Raw genomic sequence first — 16,088 nt, forward strand, 5'->3', positions numbered from 1 at the left:
CGTAGGGTGAAGCAGGCTCGAAAAGGACGCCACGGCTTCGCGTTCGACAGGACTTTCGACAGGAGACGCATCGATGGTCAAGGCATTCGGCTACAACGCAAACGGGGGCCCCGAGGTGGCGGAGTTCCTGGAACTGGATCCGCCCTCGCCGATGGCCGGCGAACTGCTCATCGACGTTCGCGCCGCGGGCGTCAACCCGATCGATTACAAGCTGCGTGCGGGTGCCTACGGGCCCACGGATCCGTCCGCCTTCCCGGTCGTGCTCGGCGCCGAGGCTTCCGGAGTCGTGCGCGAGGTCGGCGCGGACGTCGAAGGATTCTCGGTCGGGGACGAGGTGTTCGGCGCGGTCGCCCCGGGTTCGGGCGGCTACACCGAGGCCACCCTGCTCACTGCGGATGTGAGTGCCCCGAAACCACCTCAGGTGTCCTTCGAGGCCGCCGCGACCCTGACCGTCGCGGCGGCGACGGCCTACGACGGCGTGACCCAGCTCGGTCTGCGGGCCGGCCAGACCCTGCTCGTCAACGGTGCGAGTGCGGGCGTGGGCGTGGCGGCACTGCAGATCGCCCGCGATCTCGAGATCAACGCCATCGGGGTTGCGGGCCCGGACAAGGGTCCGTTGATCGAGTCCTTGGGCGCGACGTTCATCTCCTACGACGACGACGTCGCGGACCAGGTCCGGCAGGTGCTTCCCGACGGCGTCGACGCGATCTTCGACTTGGTGGGCGGCCACGGGCTGCGGGTCGTTGCCGAGCTGCTGAACGACCGCAGCAAGCTGATCAGCGCGGCCGACATGGGTACGGTCTCCGAGCTCGGCGGTCATCTCATCCAGCGCGACCGCGGCCGCCGGGTGCTGGAGATCGTGGCGGGTCTGGTGGCCGACGGCAAGCTCGACCCGAAGGTGGAGGACGTCCGTCCACTGGACGAGGCGGCCCAGGCGCTGGCGGCGGTCGAGGTCGGCCACGCCCGCGGCAAGGTCGTGATCGTCCCGGCCTGATGCGGGATCCGCCGCCGCCTCGGGGATCAATTCACTTCGGTAGCGGGTCAGTCCGCTCTGCGGCTGATTGCACCCCAGCGGGCCCCGGATGATCTTGTGCCCCCGCTGTGAGCGGGCGACTATGTGGAAATGGGCGCGCGTGACGCCCGGCCGAGGTCTGTTCGGACTCGCATCCGGCGCTGGTGGTGGGGAAACGAGGCGCGGACGGCCGATGTGCTCCCGCTCCATTCGCCGCTGAGCCGCGTCGGCGCCCTGCTCGTGTTCGTGTGCGCCTCGCTGGTGATCGGCACCGCGTGGCTGCTGAACACCGACACGGTGGGATGGTTGCGGGCCTCGGCCAGCGAAGTCGTGGCGGCGCTGGCCGCGCTGGCGGCTCTCGCGCTGCCCTGGCGGCGAGTGCCGTCCTGGCTGCTGTTGATCTTCCCGCTCATCGCGCTGCTGCCCATCGCGCTGCTCATCGACACGACCGGCCAGTACGCGACGGCGTACAACAACGTGTTCACCCTGGCCGCTGCCTACTCCGGGCTCACCCAGCGCCGCTGGATCGCCTTGCTCACGATCCCCGGGATGCTGCCGCTGTACTACCTGGCCAACGGTGGCACCTCGGCCGGTTTCTACATCCGGCTGCCGGTCGCCCTCGTGACCTGGACCGTGCTCGCCGCCCTGCTGTCCGATCTGGTCGCCCGGTATCGCGCGGCCGGGCTTCAACTGCGCCGGGAGGCTGATGAGGTCGGGCGGCTGGCGGTGCAGGACGCCTTGACCGGACTGCCCAACCGCAAGGTGTTCGAGGAGCGCCTCACGCTGGCACTGGAACGCAGCCGCAACGCCCAGACCCTGTGCGCGGTGTTCTTCTGCGACATCGACGGGTTCAAGGAGATCAACGACGGGCTCGGGCACGCCGCCGGGGACCGAATGCTGCGTGAGGTGGCCAACCTGCTCACCGGACTGTTGCGCGCCGAGGACACCGTTTCCCGTTTGGGCGGCGACGAATTCGCCCTGCTGGTCTCCGACGTGGCCGAGGCCGGCCAGGCGGAGCTGCTCGGTCATCGGCTCGCCGCGGCGCTCGACCGCAGCTACCTCAGCAGCGAGCAACAGGTTTCGGCCTCGATGTCGGTCGGGGTCGCCGTGGCCGACAGCGCGGCCCTGCACGGGATGGGGGAGTACCCGCCGGTCAGTGCGGCCGGAGCGCCGGTCACCGCGGCCCGGGTGATCGCGGCGGCGGATCTGGCGATGTACGAGGCGAAACAAGCCGGCGGGGGCGTGTGCCGGGCCTGGGACGCGGGTAGCGCCTCGGCCCAGGAGGACCGCTACCGGATCAGTTCCGACCTGCGACGCACTCTCGAGCGAAAGAGCGACGCGCAGTTGTGGGTGGCATACCAGCCCATCGTGGACCTGATGACCGGCCAGACCGTCGGCGTCGAAGCCCTGGCGCGCTGGGACCATCCCGCGCGCGGCGCGGTCCCGCCGGAGTTGTTCATCGCCGCCGCCGAAGCCAGCGGGGTGATCCACGCCCTGGGCCGGCGAGTGCTGCAGCAGGCCAGCCAGCAGGTCGCGCGGTGGAACGAAAGCAGGGTGCAGGAGGGCCACTCGCCGTTGTGGGTTTCGGTGAACTGCTCGCCCAAGCAGTTGCAGGGTCCGTCCATCGTCGAGGACGTGCAGGCCGCGTTGCTGGAGTCCGGGCTCGCTCCGGAGCGGCTCATTCTCGAGATCACCGAGAGCGCCCTGCTGGTGGGGCCGTCCCTCGTCGCCGAGCGACTGGCCGCGCTGCGCAACTGCGGGGTGGTCATCGCGCTGGACGATTTCGGCACCGGGTACTCAGCGCTGTCGCACCTACGTCACCTGCCGATCCAGATCGTGAAGATCGATCGGTCCTTCGTCGCCGGACTCGGCAGCATCTCCGCGGACGAGGCGGTCGTCGCGGCGGTGACCGGCCTCGCGAGCCGGCTCGGACAGACCGTTCTGGCCGAGGGCGTCGAGACCCGGGTGCAGGAGTCACGCGCTCGTCAGTTGGGCTGCACTTTCGGCCAGGGCAACCTGTACGCCGAACCCCAGCCGGCCGCGGACCTCGACCGCGTCCTCGTCCGCTGATGCGTTGAGGTTGCCCTTGTTGTTCGGTCTGGTGCGTTGAGGTTGCCCTTGTTGTTGGGTCTGGTGCGTTGAGGTTGCCCTTGTTGTTCGGTGTGGTGCGTTGAGGTTGCCCTTGTTGTTCGGCCTGGTGCGTCAGCGGCTCAGTTGTCGAGTACGTGTTGGAGCGCAGCCAGCACCGGTAGCCAGGTGTCCTCGGCTTCAGACCGGCTGTCCAGGCTTTCCACCTCGTCCACCTGCAGGCTGCAGACGGTGCCCTGCGACAACCGGCAAGCCCGGATCTGCCAGGTCAGGTAGACCGGCGGGTCTTCAGCACATTGCAGTTGGTAAGAGAGGCGGTCGCCCGGACGGGCACACAGCACCCGCCCGCTCAGGGTGATCAGATCGGAGTAGCGCTCGTCGCAATGCCGTGCCTTGATGGGGGCGCCGGCGGTCCACTCCGAGGTCAGCACCAGACCGTAGAGATAACGAGGGGTGAGCGACGGATCGGTCAGGGCCCGCCAGACGTGTTCGGGCGACGCCGTGGTGTGGCAGGCAAAGGTCCCGTCCCGCGCGTCGCGCAGCGCCCCGTCGACCAGGGACTCGGCCATGGCGCACCCCCAACATGGCTGGCGTTGACAGGCGATGCTGCCATGATCCGGCGTCGGGGGGTAGCCCTGGCCATCAACTCACTGACGTCGCTGGCCTTGTTTTAGGCATATAGCTACGGACGTTTCGGGCACGCCGGTCAGTTCGGCCCTCGGGTCAGTTCGGCACTCGGGTCAGTTCGGCACTCGGGTCAGTTCGGCACTCCGGGCCTCAGGCGGCAGCGCGCCGGGTTGGCGCTGGCGGAAGTCGCCGGTCCAGGAGCGCGAACACCGCCGCCAGCAACCCGAAGACGAGGGTCACGGCGACCGAATTCACGGCGACCCTGACGTAGCCGTGCGAGGGCACGTCCAGGAACGGATAGGGATACCACTTCCAGATGGCGCCTCGGAGCAGGGTGTACGCCAGCCAGGCAACCGGAAACAGCAGCGACAACCCGATCGTGCGGACGTCGATCCGAGGCCGCGGCCCGAACAGCAGCCACCCCAGCACCATCAGGATCGGGACCAGGTAATGCACGATCGTGTTGACGAACGTCTCGGCTCCGGCCGCTGGCTGATGGATGGCGGCCAGGACGGTCGAGTAGACGATTCCGGTCACCGTGATACCGAACAAGGCGGCCAGTCGCAGGGGCCGCCACCACCGTCCGTCCCGCTCGGGCCGCAGAGCGAGCTGAAAGGACACGATGCCGCACAACACGTTGCTGTCGATGGTGAAGAAACTGACCAGTCGGATCAGTCGCCCGATGAGGCTGGAGCCGCGCAACACTCCCGGATGCACGTCATGTGGAGAACCGGTAAGCCGGACGGCGATGATCACCTGAACGACCAGCGCCACCAACACGAGCAGTGCTACGACGGCGTGCCAGAGGCGGGCAATCACGCTCCGCACACTAGCGAAACCCCACAGCAACCTGTCAACACCGCCGACGCTGCCAGTGCTGTCCCGGTCCGCTGAGGTTGCCCACATTGCCAGCAACGAGGGCAACCTCAACGGGGAAGGGCCCAGCAACGAGGGCAACCTCAACGGGGAAGGGCCAGCAACGAGGGCAACCTCAACGGGGAGGGCCCAGCAACGAGGGCAACCTCAACGGGAGGTTAGAACCGCCAGCGCGTGGCGCCTCCTGGATCGACGGTCGCCAGGGCGGTGGCGGCGCGGGCCTCGATCCGATACACGAACCAGGGCGGGCTCCCCGCCGATGGCGCGTTGAATTCGGCGGTCAGGGCCAGGCCGGAGTCGTCCACCCGCGCGGGCCAGCCCTGCTCGTTCCAGCGCCGGGCACGTGCGGCGACGGTGGCTGGGTCGGTCACCCGACGCGCGTCCCCGTCGATGACGAGGTCGAACTGGTCGGTGGCCACGCTCAGTGCGCAGCGCGAATCCAGCGCGATGTTGCGGCCCTTACGAGTCGATTCGCCGGACTGGAACCAGAAGGCACCGTCGGCCCAGATCGCGCCCACAGCGGTCACGTGGGGGCTGCCATCGGGGTTCAGGGTGGTCAGCCAACAGGTGTGCCGGTCAGGCCCGCCGGTGGACGGGGCCTGCGGGAAACCCTGATCGAGGCGCGACTGGACGGCGGCCCAGTCCATGGTCGGCAGGTGGTAGAGCTCGGCGAGGTTCTTCGTATCCATGGAAATCCTGACCTCGCACCGTCGGAAAACTCATCGGTGGGCGGCTGGAGCGGACGCTCCGATCCCGCCGGGTAGGGGCCACGCGTCCGTGGTGTCCGATCGCGATGCCGCTTCCCGCACGACCACGCGGAGTTGCTTGCCGTTGTCCGGCAACGGGTAGGCCGACAGGGCACATGTCGCCATCCAGGTGAAGGCGACGTCCCGCCGACGCCGCTGGCGTTCATACCGGGTGCCTTCGTCGGCGCCGGCCGCTACTTCGGTATCGGCACCCACTTCGCCAGTACGCTGGCGTCGTTGCTGGCGGGCTGCGGGCTGCGGGCTCGCCTACGCCTGCAAGCGAGGCGCCGACCTGATCGAACGGTCGCAGGGTGCGGACCTCCAATCGTTGCCTATCGATGCCGGCCTGGTCGGCGGACAGGAGTAGTCATGATCTTCATTACGGCGAAGTTCCCGGTGAAGCCGGAGGATGCCGACCGGTGGCCCGAGATCTCGGCTCGGTTCACCGAGGCAACCCGTGGTGAGGAAGGCTGCCTGTGGTTCGACTGGTCACGCAGCCTGGACGATCCCAACGAGTACGTGCTGGTCGAGGCGTTCCGGGACGGCGACGCCGGCGCGGCCCACGTGAACTCGGCACATTTCACGGCGGCCCAGGCGGAACTGCCGCAGCACCTGGCGGCAACCCCCAAGATCGTCAGCATCTCGATCCCGCAGGACGACTGGTCCGAACTGGGCGAACTCGCCGTCTGAAGCCTGAGCGGTCTTCATCCCTTCCCCGCTAGGGCATGCGGGAGGGATGAAGGTCACCAGCGGCGCCCAGCGCGGCCAGGTCCCGCTCGGCGTAGAGCCGGTGCTGGAATTCCTCGTTGAGCACGGTGCTCAAACAGTCCGCGACCGAATAGCGGTCCGCGTCGGGGTAGCCCGGCCCCTCGACCGGTTCCGTCCGGGCCTGGAGCCGATCATCGGACAGGTCGTCGACGAGCTGCCGGACGGCGGCCGTGCGGGCCGCGCGCAGGGCGAGCACTTCCTCCAGGGACGGCCGAGCCTCCCGGTCGCGGGGCACACCCGGCCGGTCCCGCATCTCATCGTGCGGTAGGTCCAAGGCGCTCCACGGCGACGCCTGCCCGAGGATGGTGCGGAGGACCCAGGCGTCGGTCGCGAAGAGCAGGTGACGCAGCGTCTCGATGAACGACCACTCCCCGTCCACCCGTTCGTGCAGTTGTTCCTCCGGCAGCGTCCGCGCGCGCTCGACGGTCTCACCCCACAAACGCTCGAGGATCTCCCACGCCCGGCGATAACCGGCCGGGTCCTCGGGGCGCATCGCGGACCGGTCGGGATGGCGGCGGTCCAGCTCGGCATCGATCAGCGGGCCGATGTCCACGCCGTTGACGCTCACGTTCTGAATCCATCCGGTGATCTGGACATCGACCAGGTCGGCGCTTCGGATGACGGCTCCGCTGAGATCCACCGCTCGCAGCCGGGCGCGGCTCAGATCGGTGCGCCAGAAGCGGGAACCGGCCAGGGTTACATCGGAGAACCGGGCGCCGGTCAGGTCCTCGCCCCGGAATTCGCGGGTGTGCTCAGCCATCCCCCCAGGGTGGCCGCCGTTTCGCCATTTGTCACTGGCACGCGCGCTGCCCGCCTGCGGCGCGCTGCCCGGCGGCCCGCTGCTGAGGACCACCGCGTTGGCCGGACCCCGAGCCGTCGATTAGCTTGAGGTTCGGCCAACGGATCGGAGATTGTCATGGCACGGGTAGTCGTCACGGGTGGTTCGGGCAAGCTGGGACGGGCCGTGGTCGCCGACCTTGCCCGGCACGGGTGGGACGTGGTCGTCTTCGACCGGTCGGCACCCTCCGGTCTGGACGGCGAGATCACCGACAAGGTGACCTTCGTGCCGGTCGATCTGACCGACTACGGTCACGTCCTGGACGCGATGCTGGGTGTCGAGGAACGATACGACGCAGTCGATGCGCTGGTGCACCTGGCGGCGATCCCGGCGCCGGGTCTGGTCCCTGACCACGCCACGTTCGCCAACAACATGAACTCCTCCTTCAACGTGGTGTCCGCCGCCCGGCGCCGGGGCATCAAGAACATCGTGTGGGCCTCCAGCGAGACGGTCCTCGGGTTGCCGTTCGACACTCCGCCCCCGTACATCCCGGTGGATGAGGAGTACCCACCGCGGCCGCAGAGCACCTACTCGCTCACCAAGACGCTGGAGGAGACGATGGCCGTCCAGTTGTGCCGTTGGGACCCGCAGCTGAAGATGATCGGTCTGCGCTTCTCCAACGTGATGGACGTCGAGGACTACGAGCAGTTCCCGTCCTTCGACGCCGACCCGATGCTGCGCAAGTGGAATCTGTGGGGCTACATCGACGCGCGGGACGGGGCCCAGGCGGTGCGCCGGGCTCTGGCCTACGCGACACCCGGTGCGGAGGTCTTCATCGTCGCCAACGCCGACACGGTGATGTCGCGCCCCTCGGCGTCGTTGGCGGCCGAGGTCTTCGACGGTGTCGAGGTTCGCAAGGAGCTGGGCGAGCACGAGACGATGTTGTCCATCGACAAGGCCCGACGCCTGCTGGGCTTCGCGCCGGAGCACAGCTGGCGCGATAGCTGAGCCGGACGTTGGCCGCCCCCGTGGTCAGGCGGACACTGGGTGGGTGGACCGGAGTGAACTGCGCGGCTGGATCGAGGACGCTTTGGCGCGCCACGAGCGGGACTGCCTGGAGCGCGGCGAGGACGTCACGGGCAGCACGGTCGCGGAGATCATCGATGCCGTGTGGGGTCGGCTGCCTTTGGAGGTTCGCCGGGCCACGACACGCACGGACGTGCAGGCGAGCCTGACCATGTTGACGGTGCGGCGCGGGCTCGGCGTGCGGACCGGCGCCTCGCACCGAGCGGCCCTCGAGGGCGACGACCCTCACCACCGCGGGCTCTGAAAGCCCTTCGGTATCGAGCCGATGTCGTCGAGCTCGCCGATCACCGAGCGCATGGGTGGGTCTGCAAGCCCGGCAGGGGGTCGAACATGCTGGTCAGGCGGTAACGACCCGGCTGGGAGATCCACATCTGCACCCCATCGGCCGTGGGCTGGATGCAGCCCACGGCGGCCGGATCCAGATTGTCCCGCTGCAGGACGAGATAACGGGAGTAGTTGACCCGCACCGTCACGCTTCCAGGATGGTCGACGAGAATCGCGACGCCGGTCGCATCGATGCCGAGGGTCGTCGCTCCGATGATGAACGGCGCCGGGTTCGACACCCGGTACAGCGTCCAGTTCGCTGAATGCCATTCCTCGTGAAGGTAGGGCAGACCGGCGCCGACGAGCTGGGCCTCGGCGCGGGCGGCGTAGTCGAGATCGGCGTTCGGCACAGCGACCCAGGAGACCGCCATCCGATCGAGCCAGCTTCGGTAGGTGGTGGCGTCGAGGCCGTCCGAGTCGTAGAAGAGCGGGTTGTGCGCCCGGTCGGCCTGACGGTCCCAGCCGCGAGCCAACGGCACCGATCCGGCCAGGTAGGCGGCAGACCATTGACTGCTCGGTGCGAGCACCTCCAGTCGTTGGCCGGTCGCGGACGCACCCTCGAGGCGCTTGTCGGTCTGCAACTGCGCGAGCAGCGGGGCGTAGAACCGGGCCTGCGCGGACGGGACGTCGGCTTTCGCCAGTTGTTCTACGAGATCGGCCGCCGGCCACACGGCGACGAGGACCGCCGCGACGATGCGCCAGCGCAGGCGGGCGCTGCCGGTGAGCGCGAGCGGGACCGCGAACACCCAGGCGATGCGGGCGATGTTGCCCCCGATGGCGGTGGGTACGGCGAGCAGCACGACCATCGCCGCCAGGACGAGGAGTGCACCCGTGCGGACGCTGGGAGCCGGCCTGGTGGCGATCACCGCGGCGCAGCCGATCGCGGGTGGGATCGCGTCGGTCAGTCTGAAGGGCATCTGCCCGGCGCTCGGAAACAGCAGGTACATGCCGACCGCCACGACGGCCAGCAGCCCGCACAGCATGGCAACCTCCCTGCTGCGTCGGCTCAACCAGAGGGCCGCCAGGGCGATACCGACGAACATGCCGGCCAACGGACTGGCCAGGGTGCTGGCGACGGCGAGCAGGGCGGCCCACGCCCACGCGCGACGGTCCACCGCGACCAGGCACCACAAAGCAGCCGCCAGGCCGACGGCGAACGTGGTCCGTCCGGCGACGACGTCGGCAGCCTCGAAACCGACCGCGGTTGCCGTTACCAGTCCGGGTGCGGAACTGTGCCGGGCCAGGCGGGCGGTCGCGGCCGCGCTCAGCACCAGCGCGAGGGCGCCGGTCAGAAAAACCCCGAGCCTGGCCATGATGGCCGGGACGATCACGCTGTAGGAAAACGTGGTCAGGCCGCCGTACCAGGACGTCCACCACGAGCTGCCGATCCCGCGCAGGGCGGCGGCACTTCGCGCCTGCTGGGCCGCCAGGTCCGGTGACCGTGGCGACCATGCGAGGTAGGCGAGCGCAACGAGGGCCGTGGCGACGGTGGCGGCCAGGACCGGGCGGCCCCGCAGGACGACGGCGAAGCGCGACCGTCCCGCTTGGGCCGTACCGTCGCGGCGTACCTCTGCCACCTACGCTCCTCACGTCCGGCTGCCGACCACGAGCTCGGTCAGAGATCGATGCCGATTATCGGCGCCGTTCATGTGAGTACCGCCTAGGTCAGCCGGCCCGCTGCCTTCGCGGCCGCCTGCGATGCCCACGACCTGCTGCGAGCGACGGGCCTCGGTGGGAGGATGCAGCGCAGGACGGGTTACCGGGTCGGTAGCGAGGCGGTCGACATGGCGAATACAGGCATTCGCGGACGGGCTTCACACGCAAGCACAGCTGCCCCGCGGGCCGTCCACGCCTGGCGGTGGCTGCTGGCGCCTGGTCTGCTGGCTTTCCTCGTCTGGCTCTGGGGAGGTTACGTCCTGAGCTGGAAGTGGACGGGGCTGTCGGGCTCGGTGAAGCTGTGGGATTGGCTGCAGGTCCTGGCCCTGCCGGTGGCATTGGGACTGGCCCCGTTGCTCATCGATCGCCGACGGCACTTGCGGCGGGTCCACCATCTGTCGGCAGCCGGGGGGCTGATCGTCTTCGCGGGCCTCGTCCTGGCCGGATACCTGGTCCCGCTGGGCTGGACCGGATTCACCGGAAACACGTTGTGGGACTGGCTCGAACTCCTGCTTCTGCCGTTGGTCGTCGCCACCGGTTCGCTCTGGGTACGCCTCGAACGCCAACGGGCCTCGACGGAGCCGGGCCGACCCCGTCCACCCCTGACGCGCCGCCGCCTCCTCGTGCTGGTGGTGGTCGCGGTCCTCGTCGTGGCCCTGGTTCTCGGCGGGTACCTGATCCCCTTGAGCTGGACGGGATTTCGAGGCAACACCGCCTGGGACTGGGTCAAGCTGATGGTTCTTCCCCTGCTGATCCCACTGGTGATCCTGCCGGTCTTGGCCAGGCGACTGGACCGGCACCTGACCAGCGCCGGTAGTTCCGCCGACCAATGACGTCGACGGGCATCGACCGTCCGGCGACTGTGGCGCCGAGCCGCCCTAGGACGCTCGCGACAGCCTCTATGTGGACGCGGACCTTGGTCGTGCAGTCGTAGCTGTTGTTAGTGTGACGGAGCCGAACAGCCGGCTGGACGCTACCTCCGGGTAGCCCTCTCCGAGGGGAGCGGGCTTGCGTAAGTCCGACCCGGACGTCGCTCCTGTCGCTCCTGTCGCGTCGGACCCGGCCTCCGTTCTCAAGTTCGGACGTGGCCGCCGCTGGCTCGGTGTGGCCTACCTGGCAATGGCCGTTTGCTACGTGGCCGCGCACTGGTCGAACCCTGCTGAAGCGACGACCTTCGGCGCGGCGTGGACGATCTTTGCCGGCGCCGCGGCCCTCATGCCGTCCACGCGAATCGACGCTGCCGGCGTCCACCAGGTTGAACTCAGGTGGGACCGTGGCCCTCGGTTCCGCAGGACCGTCGCGTGGCACGACGTGTCCGAGATCGTCCGGCCGCCGAAGGGTTCGTTGACGCCTGCGGTACATGTGCGCACTGTCGACGGCGAACTGGTTCGGCTGATGGCCGTGCCCGTGGATCGGGTGAGTGAGATCGCGGCAATTTCGGGAAAGCCCACCGTCACGGGGCCGCCCGAGTCAGCGTCGCCGCTTCCCGCGCCTGCGCCGGTCCCGGCCCGTCCAAGCGAGCACGAGGAGCAACGGAGGCTGGACGTCAGGTTCGCCGCCCTCCAGGCCCGCCAGCGGCAGCTCGAAGAGGGCATCCGTCGCCGACCGGCAGGCTGAGGAAATGCGGTGGCCCCGGCAGGGCCGGTGCGTAAGGATCAGATGATGACCGACGCGACCGCTCGATGGACCAAGGCCACGAAGTACGCCGACATGTGGATCGATCCCGGCGAGGATCCGCGAGCCAAACCGGCAACCGGAACCGACGAGCGCAGTGTGCTGCTGGACTACCTGAGTCGATACCGGCTGACCCTGGAAATGAAATGCGCCGACCTGGACGCCGCGCAACTGGCCAGCCGGTCGGTTCCGCCCTCGACCATGTCGCTACTCGGGATGGTGCGTCACATGGCCGAGGTGGAGCGCTCCTGGTTCCGGCGGGTGATGGACCGCCAGGACGCCCCGCCGCTCTACTCAACCGACGCGGCGCGCGACGCCGACTGGGACGGTGCCGTCGCCGACGAGGCCGTGGTGGCCCAGGCGTGGCAGGCATGGCGCGATGAGGTCACCTTCGCCGAGGAGTACCTGGCGCGGACGCCCGACCTTGCGACTATGGGCGACCGTCACGGGAAACCTCTACCGCTACGGGACATTCTCGTTCACATGATCGAGGAGTACGCGCGTCACTGCGGGCATGCCGACCTGTTGCGCGAGTGCATCGACGGTCGTATCGGGCAGTGACGAGGGCGGCGTGGGCGGGCGATCAGCAGGCGGGATCGGTGCGGGATCCCTGCGGGATCAGCGGGCGGGATCAGCGGGCGGGATCAGCGGGCGGGATCAGCGGGCGGGATCAGCGGGCGCACGCATCCGCCAGGCGTCGGTGACGAGTTCGGTGAGCCGGACGGTGTCGACTTCGCTCAGCCGCAGCATGACCAGCGGCCACCCGTCGTAGGCCGGGGTGGTGAAGAACAGATCGGGTTCCCCTAGCAGCAGAGCCTGCTTCTCGGCCTCGTCACCCACGAACAGCACGGCGATATCGGAGCGGATGACACGCCGTCTGCCCGGAACCCGCTCCGGGTAGGACCACACGAACCCCTTGTTGTCGACACGGAAATCAAATCCTTCGCTGTCGATTTCCACCGCGCGCGGAAGGGAAAGGGCGATCCGGCGTACGTCCTCGGCCTCAGCCACGGCCGTCGCTCTTGATCCTCGGCAGGTCCAGCACTCGGACAGCCTAAGTCCACGGCAGCCGTTCACGGGTCCGGTTCTGGGCCTCTTGTGTCGTCGTAGGCTGGGTTCATGAACTCGGCACTGCGCGGTCTGGCCGGCCGGGTCCGGTGGTGGTGGCCCCGGCAGCGGCACGCTCTGCTCGACTTCCTGCTGACCTCGGTCATCGGTGCGCGCTGGATCTCCCGGACCACCCGTCCCGCCCTGCTCCGGGCCGTGGGTCTGGACGTGAGCAAGAACGTCACCTTCGAGTCCGGTGTGGTGATCCGCGCCGGCCGGGCTCTGCACGTCGGCCCGTACTCGTTCGTCAACACCGAGTGCGTGCTCGACCTGCAGGAGTCGATCACGATCGGGTCGAACGTGCACCTGGCGCATCGGGTCATGCTGCTGACCGTCAGCCATGAAGCGGGCGGCCCGCAACGACGGGCCGGTGATCTCGCGGCCCGCCCGATCGTCGTCGAGGACGGCTGCTGGCTCGGCGCATCCGTCGTGGTCCTGCCGGGGGTGCGGATCGCGCGGGGATGCATCGTCGCGGCCGGCGCGGTCGTCGTGGCCGACACCGAGCCGGACGGCTTGTACGCGGGAGTCCCAGCCGCTCGCGTGCGGGAGCTGTCGACCGCCTGACGCGGTGCGCGGGCGAGGTCGGCCTGATGCACATACTGGATGGCATGACCCCGAACAGTGACAACACCCGACTGCCCGGTAGCCGGTTGCTGCACCGCATCGACCAGCTCGCCTCCCGTCCCGCGATTGCCGTAGCCGTTGTCGTCGCGGACGGGCTGTGGGTGATCTACAGCTCGGTGATCGGGTTCCCGAACCGCCTCGAGACGGTGTTCCAGACACTGGTGGCCGCGCTGACCCTGGCGATGGTGTTCGTGATCCAGCACACGCAGTCTCGGCAGCAAGTCGCCACTCAGCGCAAGCTCGACGAGATCCTGCACGCCCTTCCCCGGGCCAGCAACCGTCTGATCGCGCTGGAGGACGGCTCGGACGAGGCGCTCGGCACGGCCCAGCAAGCCCACCGCGAGCTGCGGCGCCAGGCGGTACGGACTTCGCACCCGGACACCGAGGATTCCGGCGCCGCCCCGAACTGACGGCCACCGTTTCGGCGGGGTAAACGGCTGGCTAAATCGAAACGATACGGTTGCGTTTCGAATTGATAGTGGTTACTGTCGGGCGATGTGGATGCCGCCTCCGTTTCTCCCGATGATGCCACATCGGCGCAGCCAGCGCCGACGCGTGGCACGCCGGGCCGCAGCCTGGACAGCACGAAGGACCCGCTGATCCACGACGCGGCGATCGAGCTGATCGCCGAGCTCGGTTACGAACGCGTCAGTATGGAGGCCATCGCCGCCAGGGCCCAGGCCTCGAAAGCGACTCTGTACCGTCGCTGGCCGTCCAAGGCCGAACTCGTGGCGGACGCGATGAAGTGCCGAATGGCCACCGATGAAGTCCTCCCCGACACCGGCGATGTCCGGGAGGACCTGCTCAGTGGCTTGCGCCGGATGACCAAGGACATGGCCGCGCACGACGTCGCCCTGACCGTGGGTCTGATGAACGCCATGCGCAGCGATCCGGAACTGGCGCGGGTGATTCGCGAACGGATGTTCGACGTCAAGCATGCCGCCGTGCAGGCGTGGCTGCGGCGCGCGATCGAGCGGGGACAGCTGCCCCGCACGGCCGACGTCGAGCTGTTCCAGGAAGTGGCGCCGGCCATGGTCTTCATGCGGCTGATGGTGACCGGCCAGCCGGTCGACGAGGTCTTCATCCGCCGCATCGTCGACGACGTGCTGTTGCCGCTGTTGTTCAGAAACCCCACCGACCCCCGAATGCCCGAAGAAAACCCGATAGTGAACGGACACCCTCATGAACTCTGAGTTGGAACTCGATCCGCCCCTCGCGGTGGCGCAGGACGGGGCCTCGACGGCACCGGATCCGAAACGTTGGATCGCCCTGGCCATCATCGCGGTATCGCAATTGATGGTCGTGCTTGATGCATCGATCGTGAACATCGCTCTTCCGAAAGCCCAAACGGCGCTGGGCATCTCCGACGTCGATCGCCAGTGGGTCGTGACGGCCTACACGCTCGCCTTCGGTGGCCTGCTGCTGCTCGGTGGCCGGATCGCCGATTTCGTCGGCCGCAAGAGGATGTTCCTCGTCGGGCTGGCCGGTTTCGCAGCCGCCTCCGCGCTCGGTGGAATCGCGCAGAACGCGGCCATGTTGTTCGGCGCGCGAGCCCTTCAAGGTGCGTTTGCGGCTCTGCTCGCCCCCGCGGCGCTGTCGCTGATCACCGTGACCTTCACCGAGACGAAGGAGCGCGCCCAGGCTTTCGCGGTGTACGGCGCAATCTCCGGTGGTGGCGCGGCAATCGGCCTGATCGTCGGCGGCGTGCTGACCGAGTACGCCTCGTGGCGCTGGTGCCTCGGCGTGAACGTGCCGATCGCGGCGCTGGCGGCAGTGGGCGCGATCTACTACGTCCACGAGAGCAAGGCGCACGGAGACACGAAGTACGACATCCCCGGCGCGGTGCTGGTGACCGGCGGCCTGGTCAGCCTGGTCTACGGCTTCACCGAGGCGGCCAAGACCGGCGTGGGCTGGCTGTCGGGATCGACCCTGTTCTTCCTCGGCCTGGCCGTGGTGATGCTGGTCGGCTTCGTCGCGGTCGAGGCGCGTTCGCAGAATCCCCTGCTGCCGTTGCGGATCGTGCTCGACCGCAACCGCGGCGGCTCGTACCTGGCCTCGCTGCTCGTCGGCGCCGGACTGTTCGCGATGTTCCTGTTCCTGACCTACTACTTCCAGGTCAACCTGGGTTACAGCCCGCTGAAGTCGGGCCTGGCGTTCCTGCCGTTCAGCGGCGGAATCATCGTGACCGCCGGGCTGGTCTCCAACCTGCTGCCTCGAACGGGACCGAAGCCGCTCATGGTGCTCGGATCAATCATGGCTGCGGTTGGCCTGCTGCTGTTCACCTCGATCAGTGACACGTCGAGTTGGCTCACCCACGTGCTGCCCGGCGAGCTGCTGATGTCCGTGGGCCTGGCGCTGGTGTTCGTGCCTCTTGCGAGCCTGTCGCTGATGGGCGTCGGCGATCACGACGCCGGGGTCGCGAGCGCGATGCTCAACACCAGTCAGCAGATCGGCGGCTCGTTGGGCACGGCCCTGCTGAACACCTTCTACGCCAGCGCGGTGACGGCCTATCTGGCCAGTCACGTGCGGACCCGGTCGGATCTGAGGACCCAGACGCCACTGGCCCTGATCCACGGCTATCACGTGGCGTTCTGGATCGGTGTCGGACTGCTCGCCGCCGCCAGCGTCGCGATCATCGTGTTGATCAACGCACGCCGGGATGACCTGCCCGCCGAGGGTGCGGTCGCCGTCGCGGCGTAACCGTCGGTCGAATTTCGGAGGC

Annotated in this window: 19 protein-coding genes; 12 read left to right on the forward strand and 7 right to left on the reverse strand. The window is 68.5% G+C overall.

Annotated features, from left to right (window positions below; all coding sequences use genetic code 11):
* The first annotated feature begins 73 nt into the window (after positions 1–73).
* Together M6D93_RS01295 and M6D93_RS01300 are read left to right on the forward strand one after the other, a co-directional pair.
* A complete protein-coding gene (locus M6D93_RS01295; RefSeq protein WP_249772345.1) occupies positions 74–994 on the forward strand; it encodes an NADP-dependent oxidoreductase in 921 nt (306 codons plus the stop codon).
* Between the two features lie 129 nt (positions 995–1,123).
* Positions 1,124–3,082 carry a putative bifunctional diguanylate cyclase/phosphodiesterase gene (locus M6D93_RS01300; protein WP_249772347.1) on the forward strand — a complete coding sequence of 653 codons (1,959 nt, stop codon included), beginning with the start codon at positions 1,124–1,126 and terminating at the stop codon, positions 3,080–3,082.
* Positions 3,083–3,222: 140 nt separating this feature from the next.
* Here M6D93_RS01300 and M6D93_RS01305 read toward each other — a convergent pair whose 3' ends face one another.
* From M6D93_RS01305 to M6D93_RS01320, 4 genes are all read right to left on the reverse strand, one after another.
* Positions 3,223–3,669, reverse strand: a complete 447-nt coding sequence (locus M6D93_RS01305) for an SRPBCC domain-containing protein (protein ID WP_249772349.1) — start codon at positions 3,667–3,669, stop codon at positions 3,223–3,225.
* 208 nt (positions 3,670–3,877) lie between these two features.
* Positions 3,878–4,546, reverse strand: coding sequence for a Pr6Pr family membrane protein (locus tag M6D93_RS01310; RefSeq protein ID WP_249772351.1), 669 nt, complete (start codon positions 4,544–4,546; stop codon positions 3,878–3,880).
* Between the two features lie 215 nt (positions 4,547–4,761).
* Entirely contained in the window at positions 4,762–5,292 is a 531-nt protein-coding gene (locus M6D93_RS01315; protein ID WP_249772353.1) for a pyridoxamine 5'-phosphate oxidase family protein, read from the reverse strand.
* 30 nt (positions 5,293–5,322) lie between these two features.
* Positions 5,323–5,565 (reverse strand): hypothetical protein, encoded by a 243-nt coding sequence (locus M6D93_RS01320; protein ID WP_249772355.1) that lies wholly within the window; start codon positions 5,563–5,565, stop codon positions 5,323–5,325.
* A gap of 153 nt (positions 5,566–5,718) precedes the next feature.
* On the opposite strand from M6D93_RS01320, the gene M6D93_RS01325 reads away from it, so the two are divergent.
* Positions 5,719–6,039 carry a putative quinol monooxygenase gene (locus M6D93_RS01325; RefSeq protein ID WP_249772357.1) on the forward strand — a complete coding sequence of 107 codons (321 nt, stop codon included), beginning with the start codon at positions 5,719–5,721 and terminating at the stop codon, positions 6,037–6,039.
* A 28-nt stretch (positions 6,040–6,067) separates the two neighbouring features.
* Here the strand turns inward: M6D93_RS01325 and M6D93_RS01330 are convergent, their stop codons facing one another.
* Entirely contained in the window at positions 6,068–6,877 is an 810-nt protein-coding gene (locus tag M6D93_RS01330; protein WP_249772359.1) for a DinB family protein, read from the reverse strand.
* A gap of 156 nt (positions 6,878–7,033) precedes the next feature.
* Between M6D93_RS01330 and M6D93_RS01335 the strand changes: the two genes are divergently transcribed.
* Positions 7,034–7,903, forward strand: a complete 870-nt coding sequence (locus tag M6D93_RS01335) for an NAD-dependent epimerase/dehydratase family protein (RefSeq protein WP_249772361.1) — start codon at positions 7,034–7,036, stop codon at positions 7,901–7,903.
* A 43-nt stretch (positions 7,904–7,946) separates the two neighbouring features.
* Positions 7,947–8,225, forward strand: coding sequence for a hypothetical protein (locus tag M6D93_RS01340; RefSeq protein WP_249772363.1), 279 nt, complete (start codon positions 7,947–7,949; stop codon positions 8,223–8,225).
* A gap of 40 nt (positions 8,226–8,265) precedes the next feature.
* Here M6D93_RS01340 and M6D93_RS01345 read toward each other — a convergent pair whose 3' ends face one another.
* Entirely contained in the window at positions 8,266–9,882 is a 1,617-nt protein-coding gene (locus M6D93_RS01345) for a hypothetical protein (protein WP_249772365.1), read from the reverse strand.
* A gap of 162 nt (positions 9,883–10,044) precedes the next feature.
* Here M6D93_RS01345 and M6D93_RS01350 point away from each other — a divergent pair, with 162 nt between their 5' ends.
* The 3 genes from M6D93_RS01350 (at position 10,045) to M6D93_RS01360 (ending at position 12,196) form a co-directional block, all read left to right on the forward strand.
* A complete protein-coding gene (locus tag M6D93_RS01350; protein ID WP_249772367.1) occupies positions 10,045–10,794 on the forward strand; it encodes a hypothetical protein in 750 nt (249 codons plus the stop codon).
* 175 nt (positions 10,795–10,969) lie between these two features.
* Positions 10,970–11,578: a hypothetical protein gene (locus M6D93_RS01355; protein WP_249772369.1), complete on the forward strand. Its 609-nt coding sequence runs from the start codon at positions 10,970–10,972 to the stop codon at positions 11,576–11,578.
* 45 nt (positions 11,579–11,623) lie between these two features.
* Positions 11,624–12,196: a DinB family protein gene (locus M6D93_RS01360; protein ID WP_249772371.1), complete on the forward strand. Its 573-nt coding sequence runs from the start codon at positions 11,624–11,626 to the stop codon at positions 12,194–12,196.
* 96 nt (positions 12,197–12,292) lie between these two features.
* On the opposite strand, the gene M6D93_RS01365 is transcribed toward M6D93_RS01360, so the two are convergent.
* Complete coding sequence (locus M6D93_RS01365) at positions 12,293–12,646, reverse strand: MmcQ/YjbR family DNA-binding protein (RefSeq protein WP_249772373.1); 354 nt, start codon at positions 12,644–12,646, stop codon at positions 12,293–12,295.
* 108 nt (positions 12,647–12,754) lie between these two features.
* Here M6D93_RS01365 and M6D93_RS01370 point away from each other — a divergent pair, with 108 nt between their 5' ends.
* From M6D93_RS01370 to M6D93_RS01385, 4 genes are all read left to right on the forward strand, one after another.
* A complete protein-coding gene (locus M6D93_RS01370; protein ID WP_249772375.1) occupies positions 12,755–13,306 on the forward strand; it encodes an acyltransferase in 552 nt (183 codons plus the stop codon).
* A 44-nt stretch (positions 13,307–13,350) separates the two neighbouring features.
* Positions 13,351–13,776 carry a low affinity iron permease family protein gene (locus tag M6D93_RS01375; RefSeq protein ID WP_249772377.1) on the forward strand — a complete coding sequence of 142 codons (426 nt, stop codon included), beginning with the start codon at positions 13,351–13,353 and terminating at the stop codon, positions 13,774–13,776.
* A gap of 87 nt (positions 13,777–13,863) precedes the next feature.
* The gene (locus M6D93_RS01380; protein ID WP_249772378.1) at positions 13,864–14,559 is read left to right on the forward strand and encodes a TetR/AcrR family transcriptional regulator; all 696 of its coding nucleotides are present in this window, start codon (positions 13,864–13,866) and stop codon (positions 14,557–14,559) included.
* Positions 14,549–16,066 carry an MFS transporter gene (locus M6D93_RS01385; protein WP_249772379.1) on the forward strand — a complete coding sequence of 506 codons (1,518 nt, stop codon included), beginning with the start codon at positions 14,549–14,551 and terminating at the stop codon, positions 16,064–16,066. Before M6D93_RS01380 ends, M6D93_RS01385 begins: the two co-directional genes overlap by 11 nt.
* Positions 16,067–16,088: the final 22 nt, after the last annotated feature.

Source organism: Jatrophihabitans telluris (assembly GCF_023516435.1).
GTDB classification, from domain to species: Bacteria; Actinomycetota; Actinomycetes; order Mycobacteriales; family Jatrophihabitantaceae; genus Jatrophihabitans_A; species Jatrophihabitans_A telluris.